General features: G+C 67.9%; 20 protein-coding genes. 16 read left to right on the top strand and 4 right to left on the bottom strand.

The genetic code is table 11. The features are described from left to right. The 6 genes from F3H32_RS16055 to F3H32_RS16030 form a co-directional block, all read left to right on the top strand. The coding region (locus F3H32_RS16055) for a transposase (protein ID WP_188128691.1) at window positions 1–331 on the top strand (331 nt) is incomplete at its 5' end. Between the two features lie 196 nt (window positions 332–527). Next, window positions 528–1,259, top strand: coding sequence for an HAD-IA family hydrolase (locus F3H32_RS16050; protein WP_149766705.1), 732 nt, complete (start codon window positions 528–530; stop codon window positions 1,257–1,259). Window positions 1,260–1,314: 55 nt separating this feature from the next. Continuing rightward, window positions 1,315–2,928, top strand: coding sequence for an ABC transporter substrate-binding protein (locus tag F3H32_RS16045; protein WP_149766704.1), 1,614 nt, complete (start codon window positions 1,315–1,317; stop codon window positions 2,926–2,928). 57 nt (window positions 2,929–2,985) lie between these two features. Beyond that, the gene (locus F3H32_RS16040; RefSeq protein WP_149766703.1) at window positions 2,986–3,945 is read left to right on the top strand and encodes an ABC transporter permease; all 960 of its coding nucleotides are present in this window, start codon (window positions 2,986–2,988) and stop codon (window positions 3,943–3,945) included. Then, the gene (locus F3H32_RS16035) at window positions 3,945–4,793 is read left to right on the top strand and encodes an ABC transporter permease (RefSeq protein WP_149766702.1); all 849 of its coding nucleotides are present in this window, start codon (window positions 3,945–3,947) and stop codon (window positions 4,791–4,793) included. The genes F3H32_RS16040 and F3H32_RS16035 overlap by 1 nt, the downstream gene beginning before the upstream one ends. Further along, window positions 4,793–6,448, top strand: a complete 1,656-nt coding sequence (locus tag F3H32_RS16030; RefSeq protein ID WP_188128690.1) for an ABC transporter ATP-binding protein — start codon at window positions 4,793–4,795, stop codon at window positions 6,446–6,448. The genes F3H32_RS16035 and F3H32_RS16030 overlap by 1 nt, the downstream gene beginning before the upstream one ends. Before the next feature lie 106 nt (window positions 6,449–6,554). Here the strand turns inward: F3H32_RS16030 and F3H32_RS16025 are convergent, their stop codons facing one another. Further along, on the bottom strand, window positions 6,555–7,049 hold the full coding sequence (locus F3H32_RS16025; RefSeq protein ID WP_217654191.1) for an Lrp/AsnC family transcriptional regulator: 495 nt from the start codon (window positions 7,047–7,049) through the stop codon (window positions 6,555–6,557). Window positions 7,050–7,204: 155 nt separating this feature from the next. On the opposite strand from F3H32_RS16025, the gene F3H32_RS16020 reads away from it, so the two are divergent. Beyond that, window positions 7,205–8,530, top strand: a complete 1,326-nt coding sequence (locus F3H32_RS16020; protein WP_149766700.1) for an NAD(P)/FAD-dependent oxidoreductase — start codon at window positions 7,205–7,207, stop codon at window positions 8,528–8,530. 2 nt (window positions 8,531–8,532) lie between these two features. On the opposite strand, the gene F3H32_RS16015 is transcribed toward F3H32_RS16020, so the two are convergent. Beyond that, window positions 8,533–9,627 (bottom strand): NAD(P)/FAD-dependent oxidoreductase, encoded by a 1,095-nt coding sequence (locus F3H32_RS16015; RefSeq protein WP_149766699.1) that lies wholly within the window; start codon window positions 9,625–9,627, stop codon window positions 8,533–8,535. A gap of 97 nt (window positions 9,628–9,724) precedes the next feature. Between F3H32_RS16015 and F3H32_RS16010 the strand changes: the two genes are divergently transcribed. The 9 genes from F3H32_RS16010 to F3H32_RS15970 all read left to right on the top strand — a co-directional run bounded on the left by F3H32_RS16010 (window position 9,725) and on the right by F3H32_RS15970 (window position 22,735). After that, window positions 9,725–10,609, top strand: a complete 885-nt coding sequence (locus F3H32_RS16010; RefSeq protein ID WP_223191500.1) for a LysR family transcriptional regulator — start codon at window positions 9,725–9,727, stop codon at window positions 10,607–10,609. Window positions 10,610–10,684: 75 nt separating this feature from the next. Continuing rightward, window positions 10,685–12,718: a hydantoinase/oxoprolinase family protein gene (locus tag F3H32_RS16005; protein WP_149766698.1), complete on the top strand. Its 2,034-nt coding sequence runs from the start codon at window positions 10,685–10,687 to the stop codon at window positions 12,716–12,718. A gap of 4 nt (window positions 12,719–12,722) precedes the next feature. Then, window positions 12,723–14,690: a hydantoinase B/oxoprolinase family protein gene (locus F3H32_RS16000; protein ID WP_149766697.1), complete on the top strand. Its 1,968-nt coding sequence runs from the start codon at window positions 12,723–12,725 to the stop codon at window positions 14,688–14,690. Further along, window positions 14,687–14,986 (top strand): (2Fe-2S)-binding protein, encoded by a 300-nt coding sequence (locus F3H32_RS15995; protein ID WP_149766696.1) that lies wholly within the window; start codon window positions 14,687–14,689, stop codon window positions 14,984–14,986. Before F3H32_RS16000 ends, F3H32_RS15995 begins: the two co-directional genes overlap by 4 nt. After that, window positions 14,983–16,308, top strand: a complete 1,326-nt coding sequence (locus F3H32_RS15990; protein WP_149766695.1) for an FAD/NAD(P)-dependent oxidoreductase — start codon at window positions 14,983–14,985, stop codon at window positions 16,306–16,308. The genes F3H32_RS15995 and F3H32_RS15990 overlap by 4 nt, the downstream gene beginning before the upstream one ends. 115 nt (window positions 16,309–16,423) lie before the next feature. Beyond that, on the top strand, window positions 16,424–17,887 hold the full coding sequence (locus F3H32_RS15985) for an aldehyde dehydrogenase family protein (protein ID WP_149766694.1): 1,464 nt from the start codon (window positions 16,424–16,426) through the stop codon (window positions 17,885–17,887). Between the two features lie 11 nt (window positions 17,888–17,898). Beyond that, window positions 17,899–18,951: a tartrate dehydrogenase gene (locus tag F3H32_RS15980; RefSeq protein ID WP_149766693.1), complete on the top strand. Its 1,053-nt coding sequence runs from the start codon at window positions 17,899–17,901 to the stop codon at window positions 18,949–18,951. Next, complete coding sequence (locus tag F3H32_RS15975) at window positions 18,948–20,408, top strand: NAD-dependent succinate-semialdehyde dehydrogenase (protein ID WP_316702874.1); 1,461 nt, start codon at window positions 18,948–18,950, stop codon at window positions 20,406–20,408. Before F3H32_RS15980 ends, F3H32_RS15975 begins: the two co-directional genes overlap by 4 nt. Before the next feature lie 260 nt (window positions 20,409–20,668). Then, a complete protein-coding gene (locus F3H32_RS15970; RefSeq protein WP_149766692.1) occupies window positions 20,669–22,735 on the top strand; it encodes a hypothetical protein in 2,067 nt (688 codons plus the stop codon). Window positions 22,736–23,113: 378 nt separating this feature from the next. Here the strand turns inward: F3H32_RS15970 and F3H32_RS15965 are convergent, their stop codons facing one another. Next, window positions 23,114–24,097 (bottom strand): formylglycine-generating enzyme family protein, encoded by a 984-nt coding sequence (locus F3H32_RS15965; RefSeq protein ID WP_149766691.1) that lies wholly within the window; start codon window positions 24,095–24,097, stop codon window positions 23,114–23,116. Between the two features lie 14 nt (window positions 24,098–24,111). Next, window positions 24,112–25,750 (bottom strand): chloride channel protein (locus F3H32_RS15960; RefSeq protein ID WP_149766690.1); only part of this gene is annotated, 1,639 nt, incomplete at its 5' end.

Below are 25,750 nucleotides of genomic sequence, written 5' to 3'. Positions count from 1 at the left end.
CCTGATACCGGGGCACCGCTTTGACACGGTTGGGGTCGCGCCGCTGATCGAGGGGCTCGCCTTCAATGCGATGCTGGCCGACAAGGCCTTCGACAGCAACTGGATCATCGCCGAGATGAACGCACGCGGCGCGCTGATCTGCATCTCGCAGCGTCCACAGCGCCGCGCGCCGTTGATCATCGATCCCGAACTCTACAAGCGCCGCCACCTCATCGAGAACTTCTTCTGCAAACTCAAGGAGTTCAAGCGTATCGCCATGCGGTCCGAAAAGACCGATACATCCTTTGAGGCCATGATCTACGCTGTGGCAGCCCTGATCAACTCACGATGAATCTCAACAGACCCTAGAGCGCTCGCGATATGCCGCGTCCCCGCCCAATACGAAAGAATCTGCTGCGCCGGCTGCCCGTTTCGGCGTTTTGCAGACCGGGAATGGCGCAATCTGGATGTGACGGAATGTAACGGCCCGCGCGTCTGCCGATCTGACCGCCGCGGCCCCGCGGCACCTGCGAAAGGAAGTTCACCCCATGGCCATCCTGACGGCGGCAAGACCCCTGGACCGCTTTTCCTATGTCACCTTCGATGTGGTCGGCACGCTGATCGACTTCGAGGGGGCGATCACCGGCGCGCTGGCGGCGATCGCCGCCCGTGCCGGCATGACCGTCGATGGCGAAGGGGCGCTGGCCGTCTACCGCGACGCCCGCTATCAGCCGGACGCGCTGCGCTTCCCGGACGACCTGGGCCGCTGCTACGGTCGGATCGCGGCGGCGACCGGCCTGCCCGACACACCGGAAAACCGCCGGTTCATGATCGACGCCGTGGGCGAGGCGCAGCCCTTTGCCGACAGCGTCCAGGCAATGGCCCGGCTGAAGGCGCGCTACAAGCTGATCGCCATGACCAATGCCCGCCGCTGGGCGTTTGAGAAATACGAAGAAAAGCTGGGCCATCCGTTCTGGGCCAGCTTCACCACCGACGATACCGGCACCGAAAAGCCCGATCCGGCCTTTTTCCAGCAGGTCTTCGACTTCGTCGGCAAGAATGGCGGGACCAAGGACGACATCCTGCATACCGCGCAAAGCCAGCACCACGATATCGGCATCTCGCGCGCCTTGGGCATGACGAATGCCTGGATCCAGCGCCGCCATGCCCAGGAAGGCTATGGCGGGACCATCGAGCCCGCAGAATTCACCGAACCCGACTATCACTTCCATACATTGATCGAACTGGCCGAGGCCGCCGACAAGGCTTTCGACCGCTGACTCCACCCGTCCGAGCGGACACGAGAGCCGCCGGACAAGCAACAGGGATGACGACATGAAAGACCTCAAGCCGAACAACTGGACGGGCCGCGACGACGCGATGGTCGAGGCTGCAATCCGCCGCGGCGCTTCGCGCCGGGACCTGCTCAAGATGCTGATGGCGTCGGGCGTGGCGCTGTCTGCGGGCGGGTCGCTGCTGCTGCGCGCCGGTCAGGCCGTCGCGCAAACCCCGGTCACGGGCGGGCATCTGAAGGCCGCGGGCTGGTCGGCCTCGACCGCCGACACGCTGGACCCGGCCAAGGCGTCCCTGTCCACCGACTATACCCGCTGCTGCGCCTTTTATAACCGCCTGACCTTCCTTGAAGAGGGCAGCGAGGTGAAGATGGAGCTGGCCGAGTCCATTGAGACGACGGACGGCAAGAGCTGGCAGGTCAAGCTGAAGCCCGACGTGACCTTCCACGACGGCAAGACCTTGACGGCGTCGGACGTGGTCTGGTCGCTCAAGCGCCATCAGGATCCGGCCGTGGGGTCCAAGGCCGCCGCCATCGCCGAACAGATGGCTGAGATCGCCGCCGTGGACGACCGCACCGTCAGCATCGTGCTGACGGCGGCCAATGCCGACCTGCCCACGATCCTGTCGCTGCACCATTTCATGATCCTGGCCGAAGGCACCAGCGATTTCAGCACGGCCAACGGCACCGGCGCCTTCGTCTGCGAAACCTTCGAACCCGGCGTACGGTCCATCGGGACGCGCAACCCGAACTACTTCAAGGGCACCGGGCCATATCTGGACAGCTTCGAATATTTCGCCATCTCGGACAACAATGCGCGCGTCAATGCGGTGCTGTCGGGCGACATCCACCTGGCCGCCGCGGTCAACCCGCGGTCCATGCGCATGATCGAAGGACAGGACCATGTCGTCAGCTCGATCTCGACCGCGGGCAACTATACCAACCTCAATATCCGTCTGGACATGGCGCCGGGCGACAAGGCCGGCTTCATCGAGGGCATGAAATACCTGATGAACCGCGACGCCATCGTGAACGGCGTGCTGCGCGGATTGGCCGAGGTGGCCAACGACCAGCCCGTCTCGGCCATGGACCGCTATCACAACCCGAACCTGAAGCCGCGCGAATTCGACCCCGAGCGCGCCAAGGCGCTGTTCGAAAAGGCCGGGGTGCTGGGCCAGGCGATCCCCATCGTCACCTCGGACGCGGCGAACTCGGCCATCGACTATGCCATGGTCGTCCAGCAGGCCGGCGCCCAGGCCGGCATGCCCTTCAAGATCGAGCGCGTGCCCTCTGATGGGTACTGGTCGAACTACTGGCTGAAGGCACCAAGCCATTTCGGCAACATCAATCCGCGCCCGACGCCGGACATCCTGTTCTCGCTGCTTTACGCATCCGACGCGCCCTGGAACGAAAGCCACTACAAGTCCGAGAAGTTCGACGCCATGCTGGTCGAGGCGCGCGGCTTGCTGGACGAGGAAAAGCGCAAGGCGATCTATTGGGAGATGCAGGAAATGGTCGCCAATGAGGCAGGCACCATCATTCCCGCCTATATTTCCAACGTCGATGCGCATTCGTCCAAGATGAAGGGCATGCGCGCCAACCCGCTGGGCGGCCAGATGGGCTATGCCTTTGCCGAATATGTCTGGCTGGAGGCCTGACGTTACCGCGCCCCGCGCCACCTGCGCGGGGCATCCACCCCTGACCGGAGGTGCGCCATGCTGCGTTCCGCAACCACCTGGATCCTGGTCGGCCAGCGCCTGGGCATCGCGCTCATCACGCTGCTGATCGTGTCCTTCGCGGTCTTTTTCGCCACCGAACTGCTGCCCGGCGACGTGGCCGAGATCCTGCTGGGTCAGGCCGCAACCCCCGAGGCGGTGGCGGGCCTGCGCACGGCCATGGGCCTGGACGAGCCGGCGATCTGGCGCTTCCTGTCCTGGCTGGGCGGGCTTGCCACCGGTGATCTGGGGATGTCCTATGTCAACAAGATGGCGGTGGCCGACCTTTTGTCGGGGCGGCTGATGAACACGCTGCGCCTGGCGGGCATCGTCACCCTGGTCTGTGTGCCCGTCGCGCTGGCCTTGGGCATCGCCGCCGCCATGTGGCGCGGGTCCTGGCTGGACCGCCTGGTCTCGGTGCTGACGATCTCGGTCATCTCGGTGCCCGAATTCATGGTCGCCACACTGGCGGTGCTGGTCTTTGCCGTCTGGCTGGACTGGCTGCCGGCGCTGTCCTTTGGCGTGGACGTGGATTCCCTGGGCGACATGCTGCGCGCCTATGCGATGCCCGTCATCTCGCTGTCCTTCGTCGTCTCGGCCCAAATGATCCGCATGACGCGGGCGGCGGTGATCGAGACGATCAACACCCCCTATGTGGAAATGGCGCTGCTGAAGGGTGCGTCGCGCACCCGCATGGTGCTGCGCCACGCCTTGCCGAACGCGCTTGGCCCCATTGCCAATGCAGTGGCGCTGTCCTTGTCCTATCTGGTCGGCGGCGTGATCATCGTCGAGACCGTCTTCAACTATCCCGGCGTGGCCAAGCTGATGGTCGACGCGGTATCCACAAGGGACCTGCCGCTGATCCAAAGCTGCGCGATGATCTTCTGCATCAGCTATCTGGCTCTGATCACGCTGGCCGATATGATCGCCATTCTCTCCAACCCGAGGTTGCGCCGTTGATGTCCCTTGCTTTGCGCCTTCCGACCCCGGCCCGGCTGGGATATTCCTTCAACTGGGCGGGCCGCATCGGCCTGGCCGTGATCCTGTTCTGGGCGGCGATCGCCATCATCGGCCCCTGGATCGCGCCCTATCCCCCCGGCGACATGGTCGATTTCGACTATTTCGGCCCGATGAGCAGCCAGTTCTGGATGGGCAGCGACTATCTGGGCCGCGACATCCTGTCCCGCATCATCATGGGCACGCGCTATACCACCGGCATCGCGCTGGCCGCGGTGATCCTGGCCTGTGCGGGCGGCGTGCTTCTGGGCATGATCGCGGCGGTGGTCGGCGGCTGGTTCGACACGCTGCTGTCGCGCTTCCTGGACGCCTTCAACGGCATTCCGCACCTGCTGTTCGGCCTGGTCGTGGTGGCCGCCGTCGGATCCTCGATCCCGATCCTGATCGTGACGCTGGCGGCGATGTATCTGCCCGGATCCTATCGCTTCGCCCGCGCCCTGGCCGTGAACGTCAATACCATGGATTTCGTCACCGTGGCCCGCGCGCGGGGCGAGGGCTTCGGCCACATCATCCTGCGCGAGATCTTCCCGAACATCCTGGGCCCCGTCCTGGCCGACCTGGGCCTGCGCTTCGTCTTCATCGTGCTGGTGCTGTCGGGCCTGTCCTTCCTGGGCCTTGGCGTGCAGCCGCCCAATGCCGACTGGGGCGCCCTGGTGCGCGAGAACATCGAGGGCCTCAGCCTGGGGGCGCCGGCGGTGATCTTTCCCTCGATCGCCATCGCCTCGCTGACCATCTCGGTCAACATGTTCATCGACAACCTGCCCACCCGCATCCGCGACAGGAGCGAATGATGGATCAGCCGCTTGTTTCCGTGCGCGACCTGAAGATCGGCGCCAAGACCGACTCGGGCCGCGAAGTCGAAATCATCAAGGGCGTCAGCTTCGACATCGCACCGGGCGAAATCGTGGCCCTGATCGGCGAAAGCGGGTCGGGCAAGACCACCATCGCCCTGTCGCTGATGGGCCATGCGCGGCCCGGCTGCGCCATCCATGGCGGCACCATCCGCGTGGGCCGGCACGAGGTGACGGCGATGTCCGAACGCCAGCGCGCCGCCATGCGCGGGACCGAGCTGTCCTATGTCCCGCAATCGGCCGCCGCGGCCTTCAACCCGGCCAAGCGCATCATGGACCAGGTGGTCGAGATCACCGCCATCCACAAGCTGATGCCGCGCGAGCAGGCCGAGGCCAAGGCGCGGGCGCTGTTCCGCGCCCTGGCGCTGCCCGATCCCGACACCATAGGCCACCGCTATCCGCACCAGGTCTCGGGCGGGCAGTTGCAGCGCCTGTCGGCGGCCATGGCGCTGATCGGGGATCCGGCGCTGGTGATCTTCGACGAGCCGACGACGGCGCTGGACGTGACCACCCAGATCGAGGTGCTGCGCGCCTTCAGGTCGGTCATGGACAAGGGCGCCATGGCGGGGGTCTATGTCAGCCACGACCTGGCCGTGGTGGCCCAGATCGCCGACCGCATCGTCGTGCTGAAGAACGGCATGGTGCAGGAGGAAGGCGCGACGGAACAGATCCTGCACGCGCCGAAGCACCCCTATACCCGCCAGCTTCTGGATGCCTTTGAACCCGTGCCGCATGTCCCCCTGGACCGGCCCCAGGCGCCCGAGCCGATCCTTACGGTGCAGGATCTTTGCGCAGGCTATGGCGTAATGCGCGACGGCGTACCGGCGGCGAAGATCCTGCACGATGTCAGCTTCCGGCTGGAACGCGGCCGCAACCTGGGCGTGATCGGGGAATCGGGGTCGGGAAAATCGACGCTCGCCCGCGCCATTGCCGGCATCCTGCCGGCCTATCGCGGCAACCTGCTGCTGGATGGCAAGGAACTGGCCCCCTTGCTGCAACAGCGCAGCAAGGACGAATTGCGCCGCGTCCAGATCGTCTTTCAATTGGCCGATACCGCGCTGAACCCCGCGCAGTCGATCGAGACGATCCTGGCCCGGCCCCTGGCCTTTTATCACGGCATGACAGGGGCCGCGCGCAAGGCCCGCGTGATCGAGCTTCTGGACATGGTGCGCCTGCCCGGCCACCTGCGCCACCGCCTGCCGTCGGAATTGTCGGGGGGGCAGAAGCAGCGGGTGAACCTGGCCCGCGCGCTGGCCGCCGAGCCCGAGTTGATCCTGTGCGACGAGATCACCTCGGCCCTGGACACCGTCGTCGCGGCGGCGATCCTGGATCTGCTCAAGGAACTGCAACGAGACCTGAATCTGTCCTACATGTTCATCAGCCACGACCTGTCCACGGTCGAGGCGATCTGCGACGAGGTGCTGGTGATGCTGAAGGGCCGGGTGGTCGAGGCGCTGCCGGCCGCGCGCATGTCGACCGATGCCGCGCATCCCTATTCGCGGCTGCTGATCGGGTCGATCCCCCAGCTTGATACCGGCTGGCTGAAGGGGCTGGAACAGGACCCGGCCCTGATCGCCCAGTTCGCGGGCAGGTAGCTTCGGCCGGCAAGGGCCACGCCTTTGCGGCCCGCTAGCCTGTCCGCAGATACCGCCGGACCGCGAAGGGCCCGGCAGGCGGGGGGCCGTTTCGTCCGGGCCCGCGTCAGGACCGTTCCGCAAACAGCCTTGTCAGCGGGATCTGCGTCTTGACGAAAGGCGTCTTGATCACGACGAAGCTGAAATACTTGTCCACGCCCACGTCGCGGTCGATCAGCGATTCGATGATGTTTTGATAGTCCACGATCCCCGAGGTCACGAATTTCGCCAGATAGTCGTATCCGCCCGACACCAGGTGGCATTCGATGCAACTGTCGATCTTTTCCAGCGCTTCCTGGAAGCGTGCGAAATCTGGCGGGCGGTGGTTCTTCAGGGTGAACTCGGTAAAGACGGTCAACGTCTCGCCCAGTTTCGCCACGTTGATCTGGGCGCTATAGCCGGTGATGTATCCGGCCTGCTGAAGCTTCTTGACCCGCATCAGGCAGGGCGATGGCGACAGCGCGACCAGGTCGGCCAGCTCGACATTGGTGATGCGGCCGTTCTTTTGCAGCGCGGCCAGGATCTTTACGTCAATGCGGTCCAGTTTCAGCGGCGGTGTCATTCGACCTTCCCTCCCGTTCCGGGTCCCTTCTGCTGCAATTCGGCCTCGCTGCCAACCGGCTGCAATTCGACAGGAAATGCCGCTGCCGCCGCGCGATGCGGCAGAAGCGGCTGGCCACCCGACGCTAGCCTGCGCCGACACGACCGGAGAACCCCATGCCCGCACCGCTTTTGCCCATCGAGACCGCCCAGGACCTGCCCGCCCGCGCCGATTGCGTGGTGATCGGCGGCGGCATCGTCGGGGTATCGACCGCCTATTGGCTGGCCCGCGCAGGGCAAAGCGTGGTGCTGCTGGAAAAGGGCCGGATCGGGGCCGAGCAGTCCAGCCGCAACTGGGGCTGGTGCCGGCAGCAGAACCGCGACGCCCGTGAATTGCCATTGTCCACGCGCAGCCTGGACCTGTGGGACCAGATGACCGCCGACTTGGGTCCCGGCACCGGCTTTCGCCGCTGCGGGCTTTTGTATCTGACCGACGACCCGGCCGAACTGGAAGGTTGGGCCGCCTGGGGTCGCTTTGCGCAAGGCGAGGGGATTGACACGCGGATGCTGTCCGGCCCCCAGGCTGCCGAGCGCGGCCGCGCCACCGGCAAGTCCTGGCTGGGCGGCGTCTGGTCGCCCACCGACGGCATTGCCGACCCCGCCAGCGCCGCGCCGCTGATCGCGCAGGGCATCGTCAAGCATGGCGGCCATGTGGTCCAGTCCTGCGCCGCCCGCGGGCTGGAGCTTAAGGCCGGCCGCATCGCGGGCGTCGTGACCGAACGCGGCACGATCCGCACCGGCACGGTGGTGATGGCCGGCGGGGCCTGGGCCGGCAGTTTCCTGCACCAGTTGGGGATCGCCTTTCCGCAAGCCTCGGTGCGCAGTTCCATCCTGTCGGTGATGCCGGGGGCCGAGGGGCTGCCCGATGCCGTGCACACCGCTGCCGTATCGGCCACGCGCCGGGGCGACGGAGGCTATACGCTGGCGATCTCGGGCCGGGCCAATGTGGATCCGACGCCGGGAATGTTCGCCGGCGCCAGGCATTTTCTGCCGATGTTCGCGAAACGCTGGCGCGCCCTGCGCCCCGGCGGCTTGCAGGGATGGGCCGCAGGGTTCGAGACGCGCGGCCGCTGGTCGCTGGATCGCGAAACGCCCATGGAGCGGGTGCGGATTCTTGATCCCCGTCCCTCGAAGGCGTTGGTCAGGGAAACGCTGGCCCGCGCGCGCCGCCTGCTGCCCGCGCTGCGCGACATCCCCGTTCAGGCCAGTTGGGCGGGCTTCATCGACAGCACGCCCGACGGGGTTCCGGTCATCGACGCGGATTGCGGCCTGCCGGGCCTGGTCCTGGCGGCGGGCCTGTCGGGCCATGGCTTCGGGATCGGGCCGGGGGTCGGGCATCTGGTGGCCGACATGATCCTGGGCCGGACGCCGATCACCCCGATCGCGCAATACCGGCTGGACCGTTTCAAGGGCAGCCAATGGGGCAAGGTGGCGAAGTTCTGAGCTCATGCCGCAAAGCGCCCGATGTGGAAATCCTTCAGCGGCGTGTCGCAGCGGTCGGTGGCGACCAGTTCCGCCATCGCATCGCCCACGCCGGGCCCCAGCTGGAAGCCGTGACCGCAGAAACCAAAGGCATGGAACAGCCCCGCCGTGGTCCCCGACGCGCCCATGACCGGCAGGCCGTCGCGGACATAGCCCTCGGCCCCCGACCATTGCCGGATGACGGCAACCTGGCGCAGGGCGGGGCACAGCCGCACCACCGCGCGCAATTGCGCGGGCAGGCGCGCGGGGTCGGCATGGGCGCGGCCATCCGCGCCGACCGCCGCCCGGTCCACCGCGCCGCCGAAGACCACGTTGCCGCGTTCCACCTGCCGCAGATAGGCGCCGTGATCGGCGGACCAGACCCCGACCACCGGCAGGATGCGGTAAGGCAGGGGCTCGGTCACGGCCATCTGCGGGCCGCGAACCTCGACCGGCACGGGTTCGCCGAACTGCGCCGCCAGGGCCGCGCCGTGATGGCCCGCGCAGTTGATCAGGCGATCGGCATGGAATGTCCCGCGCGAGGTTTCGACGGCAAATCCGGGCTTGACGGACAGCACCTGCGCCTGGTCCACCACCTGCGCCCCCGCCCGCGCCGCGGCATCGGCAAAGGCCGGCGCGATCAGGCGCGGGTTGGCCGACCCGTCCTGGGGCGAGAAGGACGCGGCGATGGCATCCGGCCCAAGCCCCGGAAAGCGCCGCCGGATCTGGTCCGGGCCAAGCTCTTCCAGCGCCAGCCCCCAGGGCAGGGCGTCTTCGGCAAAGCGGCGCATCAGGGCCAGGCCCCGGTCGTCGAAGATCAGCCGCAGATGGCCCGTCGCGCGAAACTCCACGTCGCGGCCCAGCAGCGCCTCCAGCCGGTGCCACAGGGCAAGCGAGCGATGCGCCAGCGGCAATTGCGGCAGGTAACGCCCGCTGCGCCGGATATTGCCGAAGGATGCGACGGTCGCGCCGGCGCCGATGCGGCCGGGGTCGATCAGGGTCGTGGCGATGCCCCGGCGCGCCAGGAAGAACGCCGTCGCGCTGCCCATCAAGCCGCCGCCCAGAACGATCACCGACATCCGCGTTCCTCCGAAAACCTTGTCCAAGGGAACGCCCTGGGTCATGAAGGGTCAAGGACGGGTTCTTGGGTGAGCCATAAGCCGAACTTATGGGGGCATGATGCGGGCCAGGCAGCTTGAGGTGTTCGTGGCGGTGATGCGCGCAGGCTCGATCACCGCCGCGGCGCGAATGTTGAACATCTCGCAGCCCGCGCTTAGCCAGGTGCTGCTGCATGCCGAGGACGAGTTGGGCTTTGCCCTGTTCACCCGCGAAAAGGGCCGCTTGCACCCCACGCCCGAAGCGCTGGAACTGCTGCCCGACGCCGAGCGGCTGTTCGGCGGGCTGGAGGGGCTTCGCCGCAAGACCGCCGACCTGCGCCAGGGGCGGGCGGGGCTGGTGCGCATCGCGGCCTCGCCCCCGCCCGCGATGTCCTTTCTCCCGGCAGTGCTGGCCGCCTATCGCAAGGCGCATCCCGACATCCTGGTGCGCGCCCATGTCGCCCCTGTCGCGTCCCTGATCACCATGCTGCGCGCCGGCGACGCCATGCTGGCGCTGGCGCTGGACGACACGATGCCCCCCGATATCGAGGTCGAGCCGGTGGGGGGCACGCGGTTTACCTGTCTGTTGCCGCCGGACCATCCGTTCGTGGACCGCCAGGGGCTGAGGCTTGCCGATTTGCAGGACCAGCCATTGATCTCGTATCGCGCGGCGACCCGGCCGCATCACGAGTTATCCCAAGCGGCCCGCGCCCAGGGCCTGCGGTTCGAGCCGGTGCTGGAAATCGACATGTCGATCACCGCCGTCGGCTTCGTGCAGGCGGGGCTGGGAATTGCGGTCGTCGATTCCCTGCTGCCCTGGGCGCAGTTCGCGGGCATCCGGCAATGCCCGCTGCTGGACGAGGTGGCGCTGCCCCTGTCGCTGCTGACGCTGAAGGGCCGCGTGCTGTCGCGCGCGGAAAGCCTGATGCGGGACACGATCCGAAGGCATAAGTCCAACTTATAGGCCGCGCCGCTTTGCGTCTTGGACGCGGATCGCCGCTTCTGGTTCCATCGCCTCGACCAATGACGGAGTGGCGGAATGGACGGGACCCTGGCGGACTGGAAGATCGGCGTCGATATCGGCGGCACCTTCATGGATTTCTGCGCGTTGGAGGCGAGCACGGGCCGCGTCGCATCGTTGAAGGTGCTGACCACGCCCGACGATCCCGGCGCCGAACTGCTGCAAGGGCTTCGGCTGCTGGCTGAACGCGAGGGGCTGGATCCGGCCAGGGTCAGCCGCTTTGTCCACGGCACCACGGTCGGCATCAACACCATCATCCAGCGCAAGGGCGCGCGCCTGGCGCTGATCACCAATGCGGGCTTCGAGGATGTGATCGAACTTGCCCGGCTGCGGATGCCCCAGATGTATTCGCTGTTCTGCCACCGCCCCGACCCGCTGGTTTCCCGCGACATGATCTTCGGCATCCCGGCCCGCATGCGCGCCGACGGCCGCCAGACCGCGACCCCCGACCAGGCCGCCATCGCCGATGCGGTGGCCCGTGCCAGGGCCGCAGGCGCCGAGGGGGTGGTCGTCGCGCTGCTGCATTCCTGGCGCGACCCGGCACAAGAGGCCGCCGTCAAGGCGCAGATCGAAGCGCAGGCGCCCGATCTGTTCGTCTTTACCTCGGCAGAGGTCTGGCCGGTGATCCGCGAATACGAACGCAGCTCGACCGCGATCCTGAACGGCTATGTCCATCCGCGCGTCGCGGGCTATCTGACGGCGCTGGAATCGCGGCTGGCGGGGCAGGGGGTGCCGGCCCGCGCCATGCTGACCAAGTCGAATGGCGGGCTGATGACGGCGGCCGAGGGGCGGCGCGATTGCGTGTCGATGCTGCTGTCGGGCACAGCATCGGGGGTCATCGGCGCAAGCTGGCTGGCCCGCCAGGCCGGCGAGGACCGCATCCTGACGCTGGATATCGGCGGCACCTCGGCCGATTTCGCGCTGATCGTGGACGGGCAGGTGCAGTTCGGATCGGACGAGCGGATCGGCGAGTTTCCGTTGCACATCCCTTCGGTCTCGGTCAGTTCCATCGGCATCGGCGGCGGCTCCATCGCCAGCGTGGATGCGCAGGGGGTGCTGCGCGTCGGGCCGGAATCGGCGGGATCGGACCCCGGTCCGGCCTGCTATGGGCGCGGCGGCCGCCAAGCCACGGTGACGGATGCGATGGCGGTCTGCGGCTGGCTGGGCCACAGCCAGATGGCCTATGGCCAGTTGCAGATGGACGTTGCGCTGGCCCGGCAGGCCGTTGGTATCTTGGCGGAACAGCTTGGCCGCAGCCCCGAGGAAACCGCGCAGGCGATCCTGGATATCGCGACTTCCGAACTGTTCGTCGAGGTCGAGAAGCTGGCCTCGCGCGCCGGCGTCGATCTGCGGGACTTCGCGCTGATGCCCTTTGGTGGCGGCGGGCCGATGCTGGGGGCATTCCTGGCGCGCGAACTGAGGATCGCGCGCGTCATCGCCCCGCGCCGTCCGGGTGTCGTCTCGGCGCTTGGCGGCTTGGTGGCGGATCTGCGCGGCGATTTCATCCGCACGGTCTTTGCCGATCTGGGCGCGGATCTGACCGCGCCGTTCCGGGCGCTGACCGATGATGGCCGCGCCTGGCTGGCGGCCCAGGGCCATCACGGCGCCGCCGACCTGCGCCTGTCGGCCGACATGCGCTATGCCGGCCAGAGCTACGAGATCGAGGTCGCGCTGGAGCCGGCCTGGCTGGACGACCCGGCCCGCATCGCCCAGGCTTTCCACGCCACGCATCTGCGCATCTATGATTTCGACGACCCCGAAGGCCGGATCGAGATCGTGAACCTGCGCCTGTCCGCGATCGGCGCCGGGCCGAAGCCCGAATTTCCCCTGGAAACCGGCGATTCCGCGCCCGCCCGACCCTTGCGCCAGGTGCCGGTGCATCTGGGGGAATGGCAGGACGTGCCGCTTTACAACCGCGCGGACCTGACGGGGGGCGCGCGTTTCCACGGCCCTGCCATCGTCGCGCAGGAAGACACCACCTTTGCCATCCCCCAGGGCGCGACGGCGCGGGTGGACGGCCACCTGAATATCCACCTGAGCTTTGCGGAGTAAGCCCATGTTCGACAAGATGACGCTTCAGGTCCTGGCCAACCACGCCCGCGCGGCGGCCGAGAACATGGCCCATACGCTGCACCGCACCGCCCATTCCGCCTTCGTCAAGGAAACGCAGGACTTCACCGTCATGCTGATGGACCAGGCGGGCGACACTTTCGCCGTGCCGATGGACCTGGGCGCCACCTGGTATCCGGGCCTGACCTATGGCCGGGCCATCGCCATGGTGGACGACTATCGCCCCGGCGACGTGGCCTTTACCAACGACCCCTATTCCGGCCATGTCGCCACGCACGCTCCCGACACCCACCTGTGGAAGCCGGTCTTCGCGGATGACGAGATCGTCGCCTGGACCGGCGGGCACATCCACAACACCGACATGGGCGGCGCGGTGCCCGCGTCCCTGTCCAGGTCCCTGACCGAGATCCACCAGGAGGGCATCCGCTTTCCGCCGATGAAGCTGGTCAACGAAGGCGTCTTCGACGAGCAGATCCTGCGGATCATGCAGACCAATGTCCGCAAGCCCGCGCTGAATATCGGCGACATCAAGGCGCTTGTCGGGGCGCTGAACACTGGCGAGCGCAAGGTGCACCAGATGATCGCCCGTTTCGGCAAGGCGGGTTTCGTCCAGGGGGTTGCCGCGCTGAAGGACCAGGCCGAGGCGCAGGCCCGCGATATCCTTTGCGCGATCCCGGACGGGGACTACCGCTTTGCCGATTACGCCGACGAGGACAGCGACCAGGCCAATCCCTGCCGGCTGAACCTGGTGCTGAAGATCCGCGGCGACAGCGCGGTGCTGGATTTCACCGGATCAGACCCGCAGCTTGGCAGTTCGCTGAACGTGCCCTCGGGCGGGGATCCGCGCCATACCATGCTGCTGGTGGGGATCTATTACGTCCTTTACACGCTGAACCCGCGCATCCTGCTGAATGCCGGGCTGACCCGGCCCTTTACCTGCATCGCGCCGCAGGGGACGGTGCTGAACCCGGTCGCGCCCGCCGCCGTGGGGATGCGGTCGCTGACCTGCGCGCGGTTGCGGTCGGTGATCTTCGGGGCATTCTCGCAGGCCATTCCCGACCGGATGCCCGCCGCGCCCGCCGGCAACAACTGCATCATCAACGTGATGACGCGCGACGAGCGCACGCAAAAGGCCGTCATCGCCGCCGTGAACCCGGTGGTGGGCGGCGGCGGCGGCATGCCCTGGCGCGACGGCACCAACGGGTCGGGTGCAGACGCGGCCTATCTGAAAAACACCCCCATCGAGATCACCGAGACCGAGGTGCCGGTAGAATTCGTCCGCTATGGCCTGGCGCAGGACAGCGGCGGGGCAGGCCGCTGGCGGGGCGGTCTGGCCACCGAAATGGCCTTTCGCGTCTTTGCCCCCGATAGCCGCATCACCGCGCGCAACCGCGACCGCAGCTTTTTCCGGCCCTGGGGGATCCTGGGCGGCAAGGCGGCGGGCCTGGCCGAGATGATCGTGAACCCCGGCACGCCCGAGGAACGCCGCACCGGCTCTGCCGATACCGCGATCCTTGGTCCCGGCGATGTGCTGATGATCCGTTCCGCCGGCGGCGGCGGGCGCGGCGATCCGATGCAGCGCGAGGTCTGGCGGGTCGAGCAGGACGTGGCGCGGGGCTATGTCTCGGCCGAAGCGGCGCGGCGCGATTACGGCGTGGTCGTCGGCGATGCCGATGCCACGGCGGCCTTGCGGGCGCGGGCGGAAGAACACAAGGGGCATTTCCATTTCGGCCCCGAACGCGACGGCTTCGAGGCGCGCTGGACCGACGCCGCCTATGATGCCCTGACGGCGATCCTGGCGGCGCTGCCGATCCACTGGCGCTTCTTCGCCAAGACCGAAATCTTCCGCCGGATGGAGGGCAACGGCCCGCAGGCCGTCCACCGCGCCTTTGACGCCGTCTGCGCACGCTTCCCCGACCTGCCGCGCCCGGCGCTTGCACAGGCCGCCGAATGAGCGGGCAACTGGTCCGGCTGGCGGAAACGGGGCGCGCGCCGGTCGCGTTCCGTTTCGACGGGCAGGACATGACCGGGCTGCTGGGCGACACGGTTCTGACCGCGATCCTGCTGGGGACGGGATCGCTGCGCCCGGCCGAGTTCGGGCCGGAACGGCGCGCGGGCTTCTGCCTGATGGGCGCCTGCCAGGACTGCTGGATCTGGGCCGAGGACGGCTCGCGCCTGCGCGCCTGCTCGACACCCGTTGCGGCGGGGATGCGGCTGTTGTCCACCGCGCCCGAGCGGTGGCCCGCATGACGCGGGTTCTGATCGTCGGCGCCGGGCCTGCGGGCATCCGGGCGGCGGAACGGCTGGTCGGGGCGGGCCTGCGGCCGGTGGTGGTGGACGAAGGTGCGCGGGCCGGCGGCCAGATCTATCGCCGCCCGCCCGACGGGTTCATCCGGCCGCCGCAACAGCTTTATGGCTCCGATGCGGGCAAGGCGCGGGCGCTGCATGCGCTGTTTGACGCAATGGCCGCGGCGGGGCAGGTGGACTATCGCCCGCAGTCCTCGGTCCACGCGATTCGCGACGGGGTGGCGCATGTCGCCGCGACACGGATCCCCTATGACCGGCTGATCCTGGCGACGGGGGCCACCGACCGCCTGGTCCCGGTGGATGGCTGGCAGCGTGCCGGGGTTTTTTCCCTGGGTGCCGCGCAAATCGCGCTGAAGGCGCAAGGCGTGGCAATCGGGCGGCAGATCGTGCTGGCAGGATCGGGGCCGCTGCTGACCCTGGTGGCGGCGCAGCTGCTGGCGGCAGGGGCAGGGGTCGCGGCGGTGCTGGACACATCCCCCCTGGCCGCGCAGGTGCAGGGCGGCATCGGCATGGCCCTGGCGCGCCCGACGGTGACGGCGCGGGGGCTGGCGATGCGCGCGCGGCTGGGGCGGCTCTATCACGCCGGCGTTAGGCTGGAGCGTATCACGGACGACGCGCTGCATTGGCGCGACGCCGGGGGCCGGGCGCAGGTCACGGAATGCGACGCGGTGGCGCTTGGCTGGCATCTGCGGGCGGAAACGCAACTGGCCGACCTGGCGGGCGCGCGCTTTGCATGGTCCGACACCTGGGCGCAATGGCTGCCGGTCGCGGACCAGATGGGCCGGGCGGGCCGGGGCCTTTATCTGGCGGGCGACGGGCTGCGCATCCTGGGTGCGGACGGCGCCGAGGTCGCGGGCGCGCTGGCCGCCAGCGCCTGCCTGGACGACCTGGGGATCGCCACGCCCGACACGCGCGCGCTGCTGCGCCGCGCCCGGCGGCTGACGCGCTTTGCCGCTGCAATGGCGCGCGCCTTCCCTTGGCCCGGCGCGCAACTGGACGCGCTGCCCGATACGGCTGTCCTGTGTCGCTGCGAAGGGATCACCCTGGGCCAGATGCGCGCCGCAGCCGATCACGGCGGACCCGAGGCCAACCGGGTGAAATCCCTGGGCCGCATCGGCATGGGCCGCTGCCAGGGCCGCTATTGCCAACTTGCCGCCGCCGATCTGATCGCCCGCCACGCTGGCCTTGCCCCGCGGGACGTGGGCCGGTTGCGCGGCCAGCCGCCGGTGCGCCCGGTGCCTATCGGCGCGTTGCTGGACGACTGACGGCATAATCTTCTGCGCCCTTATGTGGCACGGTGATTTCTGCTGCCCGATGCGCCGCTTCGGCAGCTTTCGCCGGCCGCTTCACGCCACCCTTGTCCCAATAGCCGAGGATGCCATGACCCTTGCCTTCGATCCCCTGTCCCTGACCCTGCCCGCGGGCCATTTCATCGACGGTGCCTATGTCCAGGACGCCCCCCGGCTGGAGGTGCGCGCGCCCTCCAGCGGCCAGGTGATCGGCCATATCCCCGTGGCCGATGCGGCCATGGTGGACCGCGCGGTGGCGGCGGCGCGGCGGGCGCTTGCCGCGTCGGGATGGGCGGGCCTTCACCCCCGCGACCGGCTGCGCGCGCTGCATGCCTGGGCCGACCTGATCGAGGCCGAGGCCCCGGCGCTGGCCCGGCTGGAGGCGGTCTGCTCGTCCCGCCCCGTCGCGCAGGCGGCCGCGGGCGACGTGCCGGTCACGGCGGAACAGATCCGCTTCTTCGCCGAATTCGCCGACAAGGAAGGCGGCGACCTGGTGCCCACGGGCGCGGGCAGCCTGGGCTTTGTCGCGGCCGAGCCCTATGGCGTGGTCGGCGCCATCGCGCCCTGGAACTTTCCGATTTCGATGGCGGGCTGGAAGCTGGCGCCAGCCCTGGCCGCAGGCAATGCCGTGGTGCTGAAACCGTCCGAGATGACGCCCTGGTCCACGCTCTACATGGCCGAACTGTCGGTGCGTGCCGGCATTCCGGCGGGGCTGGTCAATGTCGTCCTGGGTGATGGGCCGATCACCGGGGCGGCAATCACCGGGCATCCCGGCATCGACAAGGTCAGCTTCACCGGCTCAACCCGCGCGGGCGCGGCGATCATGGAGAATATCGCGCGCACCGGCATCAAGCCGATGACCCTGGAACTGGGCGGCAAAAGCCCGATGCTGGTCTTTGACGATGCCGATATCGACCTGACCGCCGATTGCCTGGAACGCGGGATCCTGCCCAATGCCGGGCAATTCTGCGTGGCCGGATCGCGCATCATCGTGCAGCGCGGCATCGCGGATGCGCTGGCCGCGCGGCTGGCCGACCGCTTTGCCAAGCCCCGCCCCGCGCCGACCTGGGCGGAACGCCCCGGCTTTTCGCCCATCATCTCGGAACCGCAGTTGCGCCGCATCGACGGCATCGTGCAGGCCGCGCGGGCGCAGGGCGGCGAGATCCTGTGCGGCGGCACACGCTTCGATCATGGCGGCAGCTTCTACCGGCCGACCCTGATCGGCGGCGTATCCGCAGGCAACCCGGCCGTGACCGAGGAAATCTTCGGCCCGGTCGCCACCTTCCAGACCTTCGACACCGAAGAGGAGGGCCTGGCCCTAGCCCAGCACCCCACCTATGGGCTTTGCGCCGGGCTGTTCACCCGCGACCTGTCCCGTGCGCTGCGCCTGACCCGGCGGCTTGAGGCGGGAACCGTCTGGGTCAACCGCTATGGCCGGTCGCGCGACCATATCCTGCCGACCGGGGGCTGGAAGGCGTCGGGCCTGGGCAAGGACCTGGGGCGCGAGGCATTCGCCGCGAACCGCCGCACGAAATCGGTGCTGATCGACATCTGAAGGAGAAGACAATGACCGCCCACAAGATCGCGCTGATCCCCGGCGACGGCATCGGCGTCGATGTGACCCAGGCCACGATGCAGGTGCTGGACACGGCTGCGGCCCGTTTCGGCTTCACGCTGGATGCCACCCGCTTTGATTGGTCCTGCGAAACCTGTCTGTCGACCGGCCGCATGATGCCACCGGACGGGATCGAGCAGCTGCGCCCCTTTGACGCGATCTATCTGGGCGCGGTCGGCTGGCCCGCCACGGTGCCCGACAGCGTGTCGCTGCATGGGCTGCTGCTGCCGATCCGCAAGGCCTTCGACCAATATGCCAATATCCGCCCGCACCGGCTGCTGCCCGGCGTCGAAGGGCCGCTGCGGGCCACGGGGTTCGACATCCTCTGCATCCGGGAAAATACCGAGGGCGAATATTCCGGCGCCGGGGGACGCGTCCACCAGGGCCGCGACAACGAGGTCGCCGTGGAAACCGCGATCTTCACCCGCAAGGGCGTGGAACGCATCATCCGCTTCGGGTTCGAGCAGGCGCGCGCGCGGCGCGGGCACCTGACCTCGGTGACGAAATCCAATGCGCAGAAATACTCGATGGTGTTCTGGGACGAGGTGACGCGGGAACTGGCCGCCGAATACCCTGACGTGACCGTCAGTCCCATGCATATCGACGCGATGGCCGCGAAAATGGTGATCGCGCCGCAGGATCTGGACGTGGTCGTGGCCTCGAACCTGTTCGGCGACATCCTGACCGACCTGGGCGCGGCGATCCAGGGGGGCCTGGGCTTTGCCGCATCGGCCAATATCTGCCCCGACCGCAGCGGCCCGTCGATGTTCGAACCCGTCCACGGATCGGCCCCCGACATCGCGGGGAAAAACATCGCCAACCCCATCGCCGCCATCTGGTCGGGCGCGATGATGCTGGATCACCTGGGCGAAAAGCCCGCCGCCGCTGCGGTGCTGGCCGCCATCGAATCCGCCACCGGCCGGGGCATCGGCATCCGCCCCGGATCGCACGGCACCGATGCCATTACCGCCGCCGTCCTGGCCGCGTTGGAGGAAAGCGCATGAACCGTATGACCGATTTCGGCCCGCAACTGACCGATCCCGGCCTGTTCCGCCAGGCCGCGCTGATCGGCGGCCAGTGGATCGCCCGCCCCGACATGGAGGTCACGGACCCCGCCACCGGCCGCGCCATCGGCACGATGCCCGACTGCACGGCGGCTGAAACCGCCCAGGCCATCGCCGCCGCAGAACGCGCCATGGTGGCCTGGCGCAAGCGCACCCATGCCGAGCGCGCGGACCTGCTGATGGCCTGGTATCGGCTGATGCTGGACCATGCCGAGGATCTGGCGCAGATTCTGACCGCCGAACAGGGCAAGCCCCTGGCCGAGGCGCGGGGCGAGGTCGCCTATGGCGCCTCTTTCCTGCGCTGGTTCGCCGAGGAAGCGCGGCGCATCAACGGCAAGATCATCCCTTCGCCCGTGCCGGGCAAGAAGGTCTTTGCCATGAAAGAACCCGTGGGCGTCTGCGCGATCATCACGCCCTGGAACTTTCCCATAGCGATGATCACCCGCAAGGTTGCCCCCGGCCTGGCGGCGGGCTGCACGATGGTGGTGAAGCCGTCGGACTTTACCCCCTATTCGGCGCTGGCGCTTGGCGTCCTGGCCGAACGCGCGGGCATCCCGGCCGGCGTCATCAACATCCTGACCGGCCGGCCCGAGGTGATCGGCGCGACGCTGACCGCAAGCCCGGTGGTGCGCAAGCTGTCCTTTACCGGCTCGACCCGCGTGGGCGCGCTGCTGGCCCAGCAATGCGCACCGACGCTGAAGCGCATGTCGCTGGAACTGGGCGGCAACGCGCCCTTCATCGTCTTCGACGACGCCGACCTGGACGCGGCGGTCGAAGGCGCGATGCTGTCGAAATTCCGCAACGGCGGGCAGACCTGCGTCTGCGCGAACCGCATCCTGGTGCAATCGGGCATCCACGACGCCTTTGTGGCCGCCTTGGCCGCGCGCGTCGATGCGCTGCGCGTCGGCCCAGGCACGGCCGAGGGCACGACCATCGGCCCGATGATCAACGGCGCCGCCATCGCCAAGATCCGCGCCCATGTCGAGGATGCGCTGTCCAAGGGCGCGCGTCGCGCCACCGCCTTGCGCGATCTGCCCGATGCCTATGCCGACCCGGTGGTGCTGGCCGGCGCCACGACAGACATGCAGCTGGCCGCCGAGGAAACCTTTGGCCCCGTCGCCCCGATCTTTCGCTTCGACACCGAAGAAGAGGCGCTTGCCATCGCCAACGGCACGCCCTTTGGCCTGGCCGCCTATTTCTTCACCCGCGACATCGCGCGCGCCTTCCGCGTGGGCGAGGCTTTGGAGTTCGGCCTTGTCGGGCTGAACACTGGCGCGGTCAGCCATGCCGAGACCCCCTTCGGCGGCGTCAAGGCATCGGGCCTGGGCCGCGAGGGGGCGCAGGACGGGATCGAGGAGTATCTGGAAACCAAGGCGTTCCATTTCGGCGGGCTGTAAGGCCCGCCGCCTTTCGAAACCCCGTCACAGTCCCAGGCATAGCCGGCAGGCATCCCTGATCGAGGCATGCAGGTCGCGGCTGGCAGGGTCCGCCGCGCCGATGCGGTCATTCGCTCACCGTAAGAAAAATCGATTTTTGACGCGGGCCGATCTCGGAAAGCGGGCCCGCGCAGCAACAAGAGCTCAAAAAAGCTTCTCTCCGATCTTTTTTTCCCAATCTGTTCTGTGGTCTATCCACGACAGTTGAAACGGGAGCAATCATGATATCCATACGCATTAAGGGCGCACCGCTGGTCGTCGCCCTCGCGACTACCACGTTCATCAGTACCACCCCCGCTTGGGCCGAGGACACGGAGTATTTCTCGGGCGTCGAGCAGTGCCCCGGCGGCCGCACCTCGACCATGCTCGAGCGCGGTCCCGATGGCGATCGCCTTTACCGCCGGACCTACTTCGACAACCGGACCCAGATCCTGGATGTTGGCGCTGAGGAGAACGGCGTTCACCCTATCCACAACGGCGAGCTGCGCCTTGAGCCGCTGCCGGAGGGCGGTTACCGCGCGGATATCAAAATGTCCTGGAACGATGCAGGTTGCGAGCCCTTCGATCTGAAGCCCGCTGGCACGCCTCTGGAGCAGTTTGCCCAGGTCATCGAGGCAACGAAGAACCTGGCGCCGAGCGCGGCAGAGATGCGCGCGATGCAGATGGCCCATGAGGCGCTCCCGCCATATCAGCTTCTGCCTGAACTCGACCAGACAAAGCTTTCGCGCGACGAGGCCGACGGCTACTCGGCAGCCTGGAAGGCCTTTATCGCGGCGCGGACCGAGCATGCGCAGAACGCGCCGCTCGACACCGACGAGGATCGCGCCGCTTTCGTCGAGTTCATGCGCGACAGCTTCGACACACAGCTTGCTCCGCGCGGCTTCGCGCTCGGCGACCCCTCCTGGTCGAAGCCCTTCGACGTGGCGCTGCGCGTCGCGGCCGACCGCTTGGCTGCAGCCGGGGGCGACCCGACCGAGCTTCGGCCCGAAGGCGAGGCTCTGTGCGCAAACCTCAAGAGCATCGTGGGCTATCCGCGCCTCGAGATGCTCGAGGGCATGGTCGTTCTGCCGGCGAAATATTGGAACCGCGATATCAGCCAGGCCTTAATCGACGACGTGAAGTCCTGCGACAGCAATGCGGACTCATGGATCAAGATGATCGCGGACAACCATGCGCGGCTTGAGGATACGGCCGTGGCTCGCACTTGGCTCGAGGCGCGCATCGCAGAGCTGGCCGCGCTGCCGCAGACCTTTGAGACCCTGCGCGAGACACAGGGGCTTTCCATTTCCCAGGAGGAGCTTCAGGCGCAGAGCGTCGATCGGGCGCTTTTCGACGAAATCGACGGGGGCCGAATGGCAAAGCACCGCCAGGCGCTCGCCGACGCGCTCCAGCCCCAGATCGTCGCGGCCCTTACTGAAAGGCTGAAGGATGCGACCGAGGATGATCTGCTTTACAGTTCCCGCATCTGCGAAGAGATGATCGGGCGGCAGCGCTTCCGCGAATACGACTCGCTGTCTCGCGACTGCGGTGCCGAAGCCTGGCGCCTTGCCAACGAAATCCGGGAATCTCGGATGCGCGCTAACTACGAGGCGATGATCGCCGAACGTCTCGAGGCGCCACTGACCCTAGAGGCCCGGGGGCAGCACCACTGGATGATGACCCCGAGAAATATCGAGACCGGCGCGGGCGTCTTGACCGCAGTGCCGGACGAATGGGCGGCGGAGGCCGAGCGGCGCCTTGCGTCCCGCCAAGAGGAACTGATCGCGGCCGTTTCCGCCGAGGTTCTGGCCAAGGCGGGCGATGATACCCTCAATAGCGGCGAGCGCCGTTCTTATTGCCCGCCTGCCAACATCGAGGGCGCGCTGGGGAAACTCGGCCAGGAGTGCCAGGCAGCCGCAACCGCGGCCGAGCAGCGGGCTGAGCTCGCCGCATGCCAGGACTCGCCCTCGGTTCGCGCCCTCGGCCGCAAACTCGGGGAGGAAATGATCCGCCTTGAACACCAGGGCGAAGTCCAAAAGGCCCCGCTTGGCTATTTGGCTTGCGAACTTGACAAGCAGGGGATCCAGGTGTCCTTCGACAAGGCGTCGATGTTCTCCTCGTCGGAGCGGCGGATCAGCATGGAGTTCCGCGACAATCCCGATGCGGCTCTGAATGCCACCATCACGCGCGGCGATGACAAGGTATGGACGCTGAACTCGATCGACAACGCCCCGGCCGCGCTGTCCCGTGACGGGCTTTGCATCGCCTTTCCGATGAAATGTGGCCTCGATCTAACCACACGGAACTGACCGGGACCACCCTGATCAACCTTTCGCCGACCTCCTCGGAGGTCGGCCTTTTGATTCCGGATTGGCAGCGTTGTCGTCGATCACGACCGCCATAGGTTCAGGAACCGGCCAAGGCTGGGTCGGCGTCGTCTCGCGCGCCTTGCGGCACGGGCCGCCATCATTCGCTGATCGCCGCCCGGTCGAAGCCTTTGCTGCCGGTGGTTTCGCAGTTCTGCGAATGGCTGGCAGGCAGGATGGCCCAGGATCTGGCGGCGATCGGGCTGGGCCCTGACGGGGTGTAGCGGGCAGGGTCCGCCGCGCCGGAAAAGGCATGGCGGAATTGGTACCGGGCGCTGGCCGGCCTGGTCTCGAAAGCGTTTCCGGGTTGGGGAATGACCCCTAACCGTCCGCCGCTACCCGAAACCCGGCATTGCCGGTCGAACTGTCAGGGTCGTTGCGGGTGCGGGAATGGACGTGATAGCGGTCGCAATAACTGGCATGGCAAAGATACGAGCCTCCGCGCTGCACGCGGGCGTAACCCAGTTCCGCGCCGGTCGGGTTCCGGGCCGGAAGGTGATCCGCGTCGGGCAGCGGCCCGAAACGGTCGGCGACCCATTCCCAGACATTGCCCGTCATGTTGTAAAGGCCATAGCCGTTCGGGCGAAACGCATCGACGGGCGCGGTGCCGGGATAGCCATCCGCGGCCGTATTCGCATGCGGGAAATCGCCCTGGAAAGTGTTCATGGCAAAGGCGCCCCCTGGCATCAGGTCGTCGCCCCAGGGAAACTTGCGATTTCCAAGGCCGCCGCGCGCAGCCCGTTCCCATTCGGCCTCGGTCGGCAGCCGCAGCCCCGACCAGGTGCAATAGGCCAGCGCATCATACCAGGCGATATGCACGGCGGGGTGATCCGCGCGCCCTTCGACCGAACTGCCCGGACCTTCGGGCGCGGACCAGCACGCTCCATCGACCTTGCGCCACCAGGGCAGGCCCGCCGGGCTGGCCGGAAAGGCCGCAGGATCGGGCAGAAGCAGGTGAAAGACAAAGCTCCACCCCTCGTTCTCGGCCACGGTGCGATAGCCGGTTTCCTGGACGAAGCGCGCGTATTCGGCATTCGTCACCGCGAAGGCAGAGATCAGGAACCCGTCCAGCCGGACCTTTCGGCGGGGGCTGTCCAGGTCGCCGCCATAGGTCGATCGGCGGGCCCCCATCTGGAAAATGCCGCCGGGAACCGGGCGCAAGCGGGTCCGTAACTCTTCCGTCACACTGGCCGCGGCGCGGGGCACGGCAATTGCCCGACGCAGCAACGGCTGATCGCGTCCTTGCGGTGCCGATGCCTTGGAAGAAATGCCGCAGCACCGCTTGGCGGGACTGTTGGGGGACATGGCCGATCTCCTGTTCACTCCGTCGCGCCGATGATGTCGCGTCTTTGCTTGTCGAGTTCCTCGCTGTATCGGCGCAGGGTATGGGCCTCGGTCAGCATGCCCAGGACGCGGCGCTCGATGCGGTCGCTGACCACGGCCAGCGCCTCGGAGCGGCTGGATTCGAACAGGCTGGCGGCCTGGCGGGCGTTCATCCCCGGCAGCAGGATGTCGGATTGCTGGCAGAAGAAATCCGCAAGCTGCGCCTTGGGCTGGGCGGCATTGGCATCGGCATGGATCTCGGGGACATGGATCAGCGCCGCATAGCCGCCATTCTCGTCGGTGACGATCACCCGCTGGGTCGAGCCCAGCGGAAAGGCCGCGCGGAACTCGGCCGGGGTCATGCTGGCCGGCGCAGAGCGCAGGTCGCGCCGCATCAGCCGGCCCACGGTCAGGTTGCGGATCCAGCCCACGTCATGGGCGCTGCGGATCGTCTCGCCCCGCAGATGGAAGCGCCAGGTCGAGAAGGAATAGCCGAAGCTCTGCCGCACCACCAGCGACGAGGTCATCGCCGCCGCCAGCACCAGCACGGCGATGGGGAACTCGCCCGTCACCTCCAGCGCCAGGAAGGTCATCGCCAGCGGCCCGCCGATCACCGCGGTGCCGAATGCGCTCATGCCGATCACCGCCAGCGCCGGCGCCGACAGCATGCCCGGCGCCAGCCAGTCCAGCGGCACCGCCAGCGCCTTGCCCACCAGCCCGCCCAGCAGCAGCGAGGCAAAGAACAGCCCGCCCCGGAACCCCGAGCCGATGGTCAAGGCCGAGGCCGCCGCCTTGAGCGCGAACAGCGCCACCAGCGCCGTCCAGGCCACCTCGCCCTCCAGGTTCAGGTGCATGGCGCCGTGCCCGCCCGACAGCACCTGCGGCGTGACCAGCGCCAGCCCGCCGACCAGCAGCCCGCCCGCGGCCGGGCGCAGCCAGCCCGGCAGGCGACTGGCGCTGGCCAGCCGCTCGGTGCGCACGACGCCGACCATGACCAGGATGCCCAGGGCCGCGCACAGCCCGCCCAGGCCCACCGCCGGCAGCACGTCCACGGCCGAGATGGCGCCGATCTCGCCCACGTCGATGGCAAAGCCCTGGCCGCTGATCGCCCGCGACACCAGCATGGCGGCGATGGCGGCGCCCACCACCGGCGCCAGCGAGATGCTGGTATAGGTGCCGATGATCAGCTCGAACGCATAGAAGGCGCCGGTCAGCGGCGCGCCGAAGGCGGCGGCGATGGCCCCGGCCGAGCCGCAGCCGACCAGCACCCGCATGTCCTCGCGCCGCAATTTCAGCTTCAGCCCCAGTTTCGAGGCGATGCCCGAGGAAAGCTGGGTATAGGCCGCCTCCAGCCCCGCCGACAGGCCGAAGCCGTTCGAGGCCAGGTTTTGCAGCGTCACCCAGATGCTGTCGGTCAGCGACATGCGGCCGCCGTAAAGCGCATTGGCCTCGATCGGGTCGACGATCGGCCCGCGGCGGCGGCGCAGCCGCACCAGCAGGGCGCTGAGCAGCCCGCCGGCGGCCGGGATCGCCAGCAGCGGCCAGCCCCGCTCCAGCCCGGCGCCGCTCAGGCCCTGGGCAAAGCCCACCCCGTAAAGCAGCCGGTGCAGCAGCGCCGCAAGGCTGCCCACCGCC

It is taken from the genome of Paracoccus thiocyanatus (assembly GCF_900156255.1).
GTDB classification, from domain to species: Bacteria; Pseudomonadota; Alphaproteobacteria; order Rhodobacterales; family Rhodobacteraceae; genus Paracoccus; species Paracoccus thiocyanatus.
Note: the sequence above shows the minus strand (reverse complement) of the source record. Positions and strands in the feature narration are given on the sequence as shown.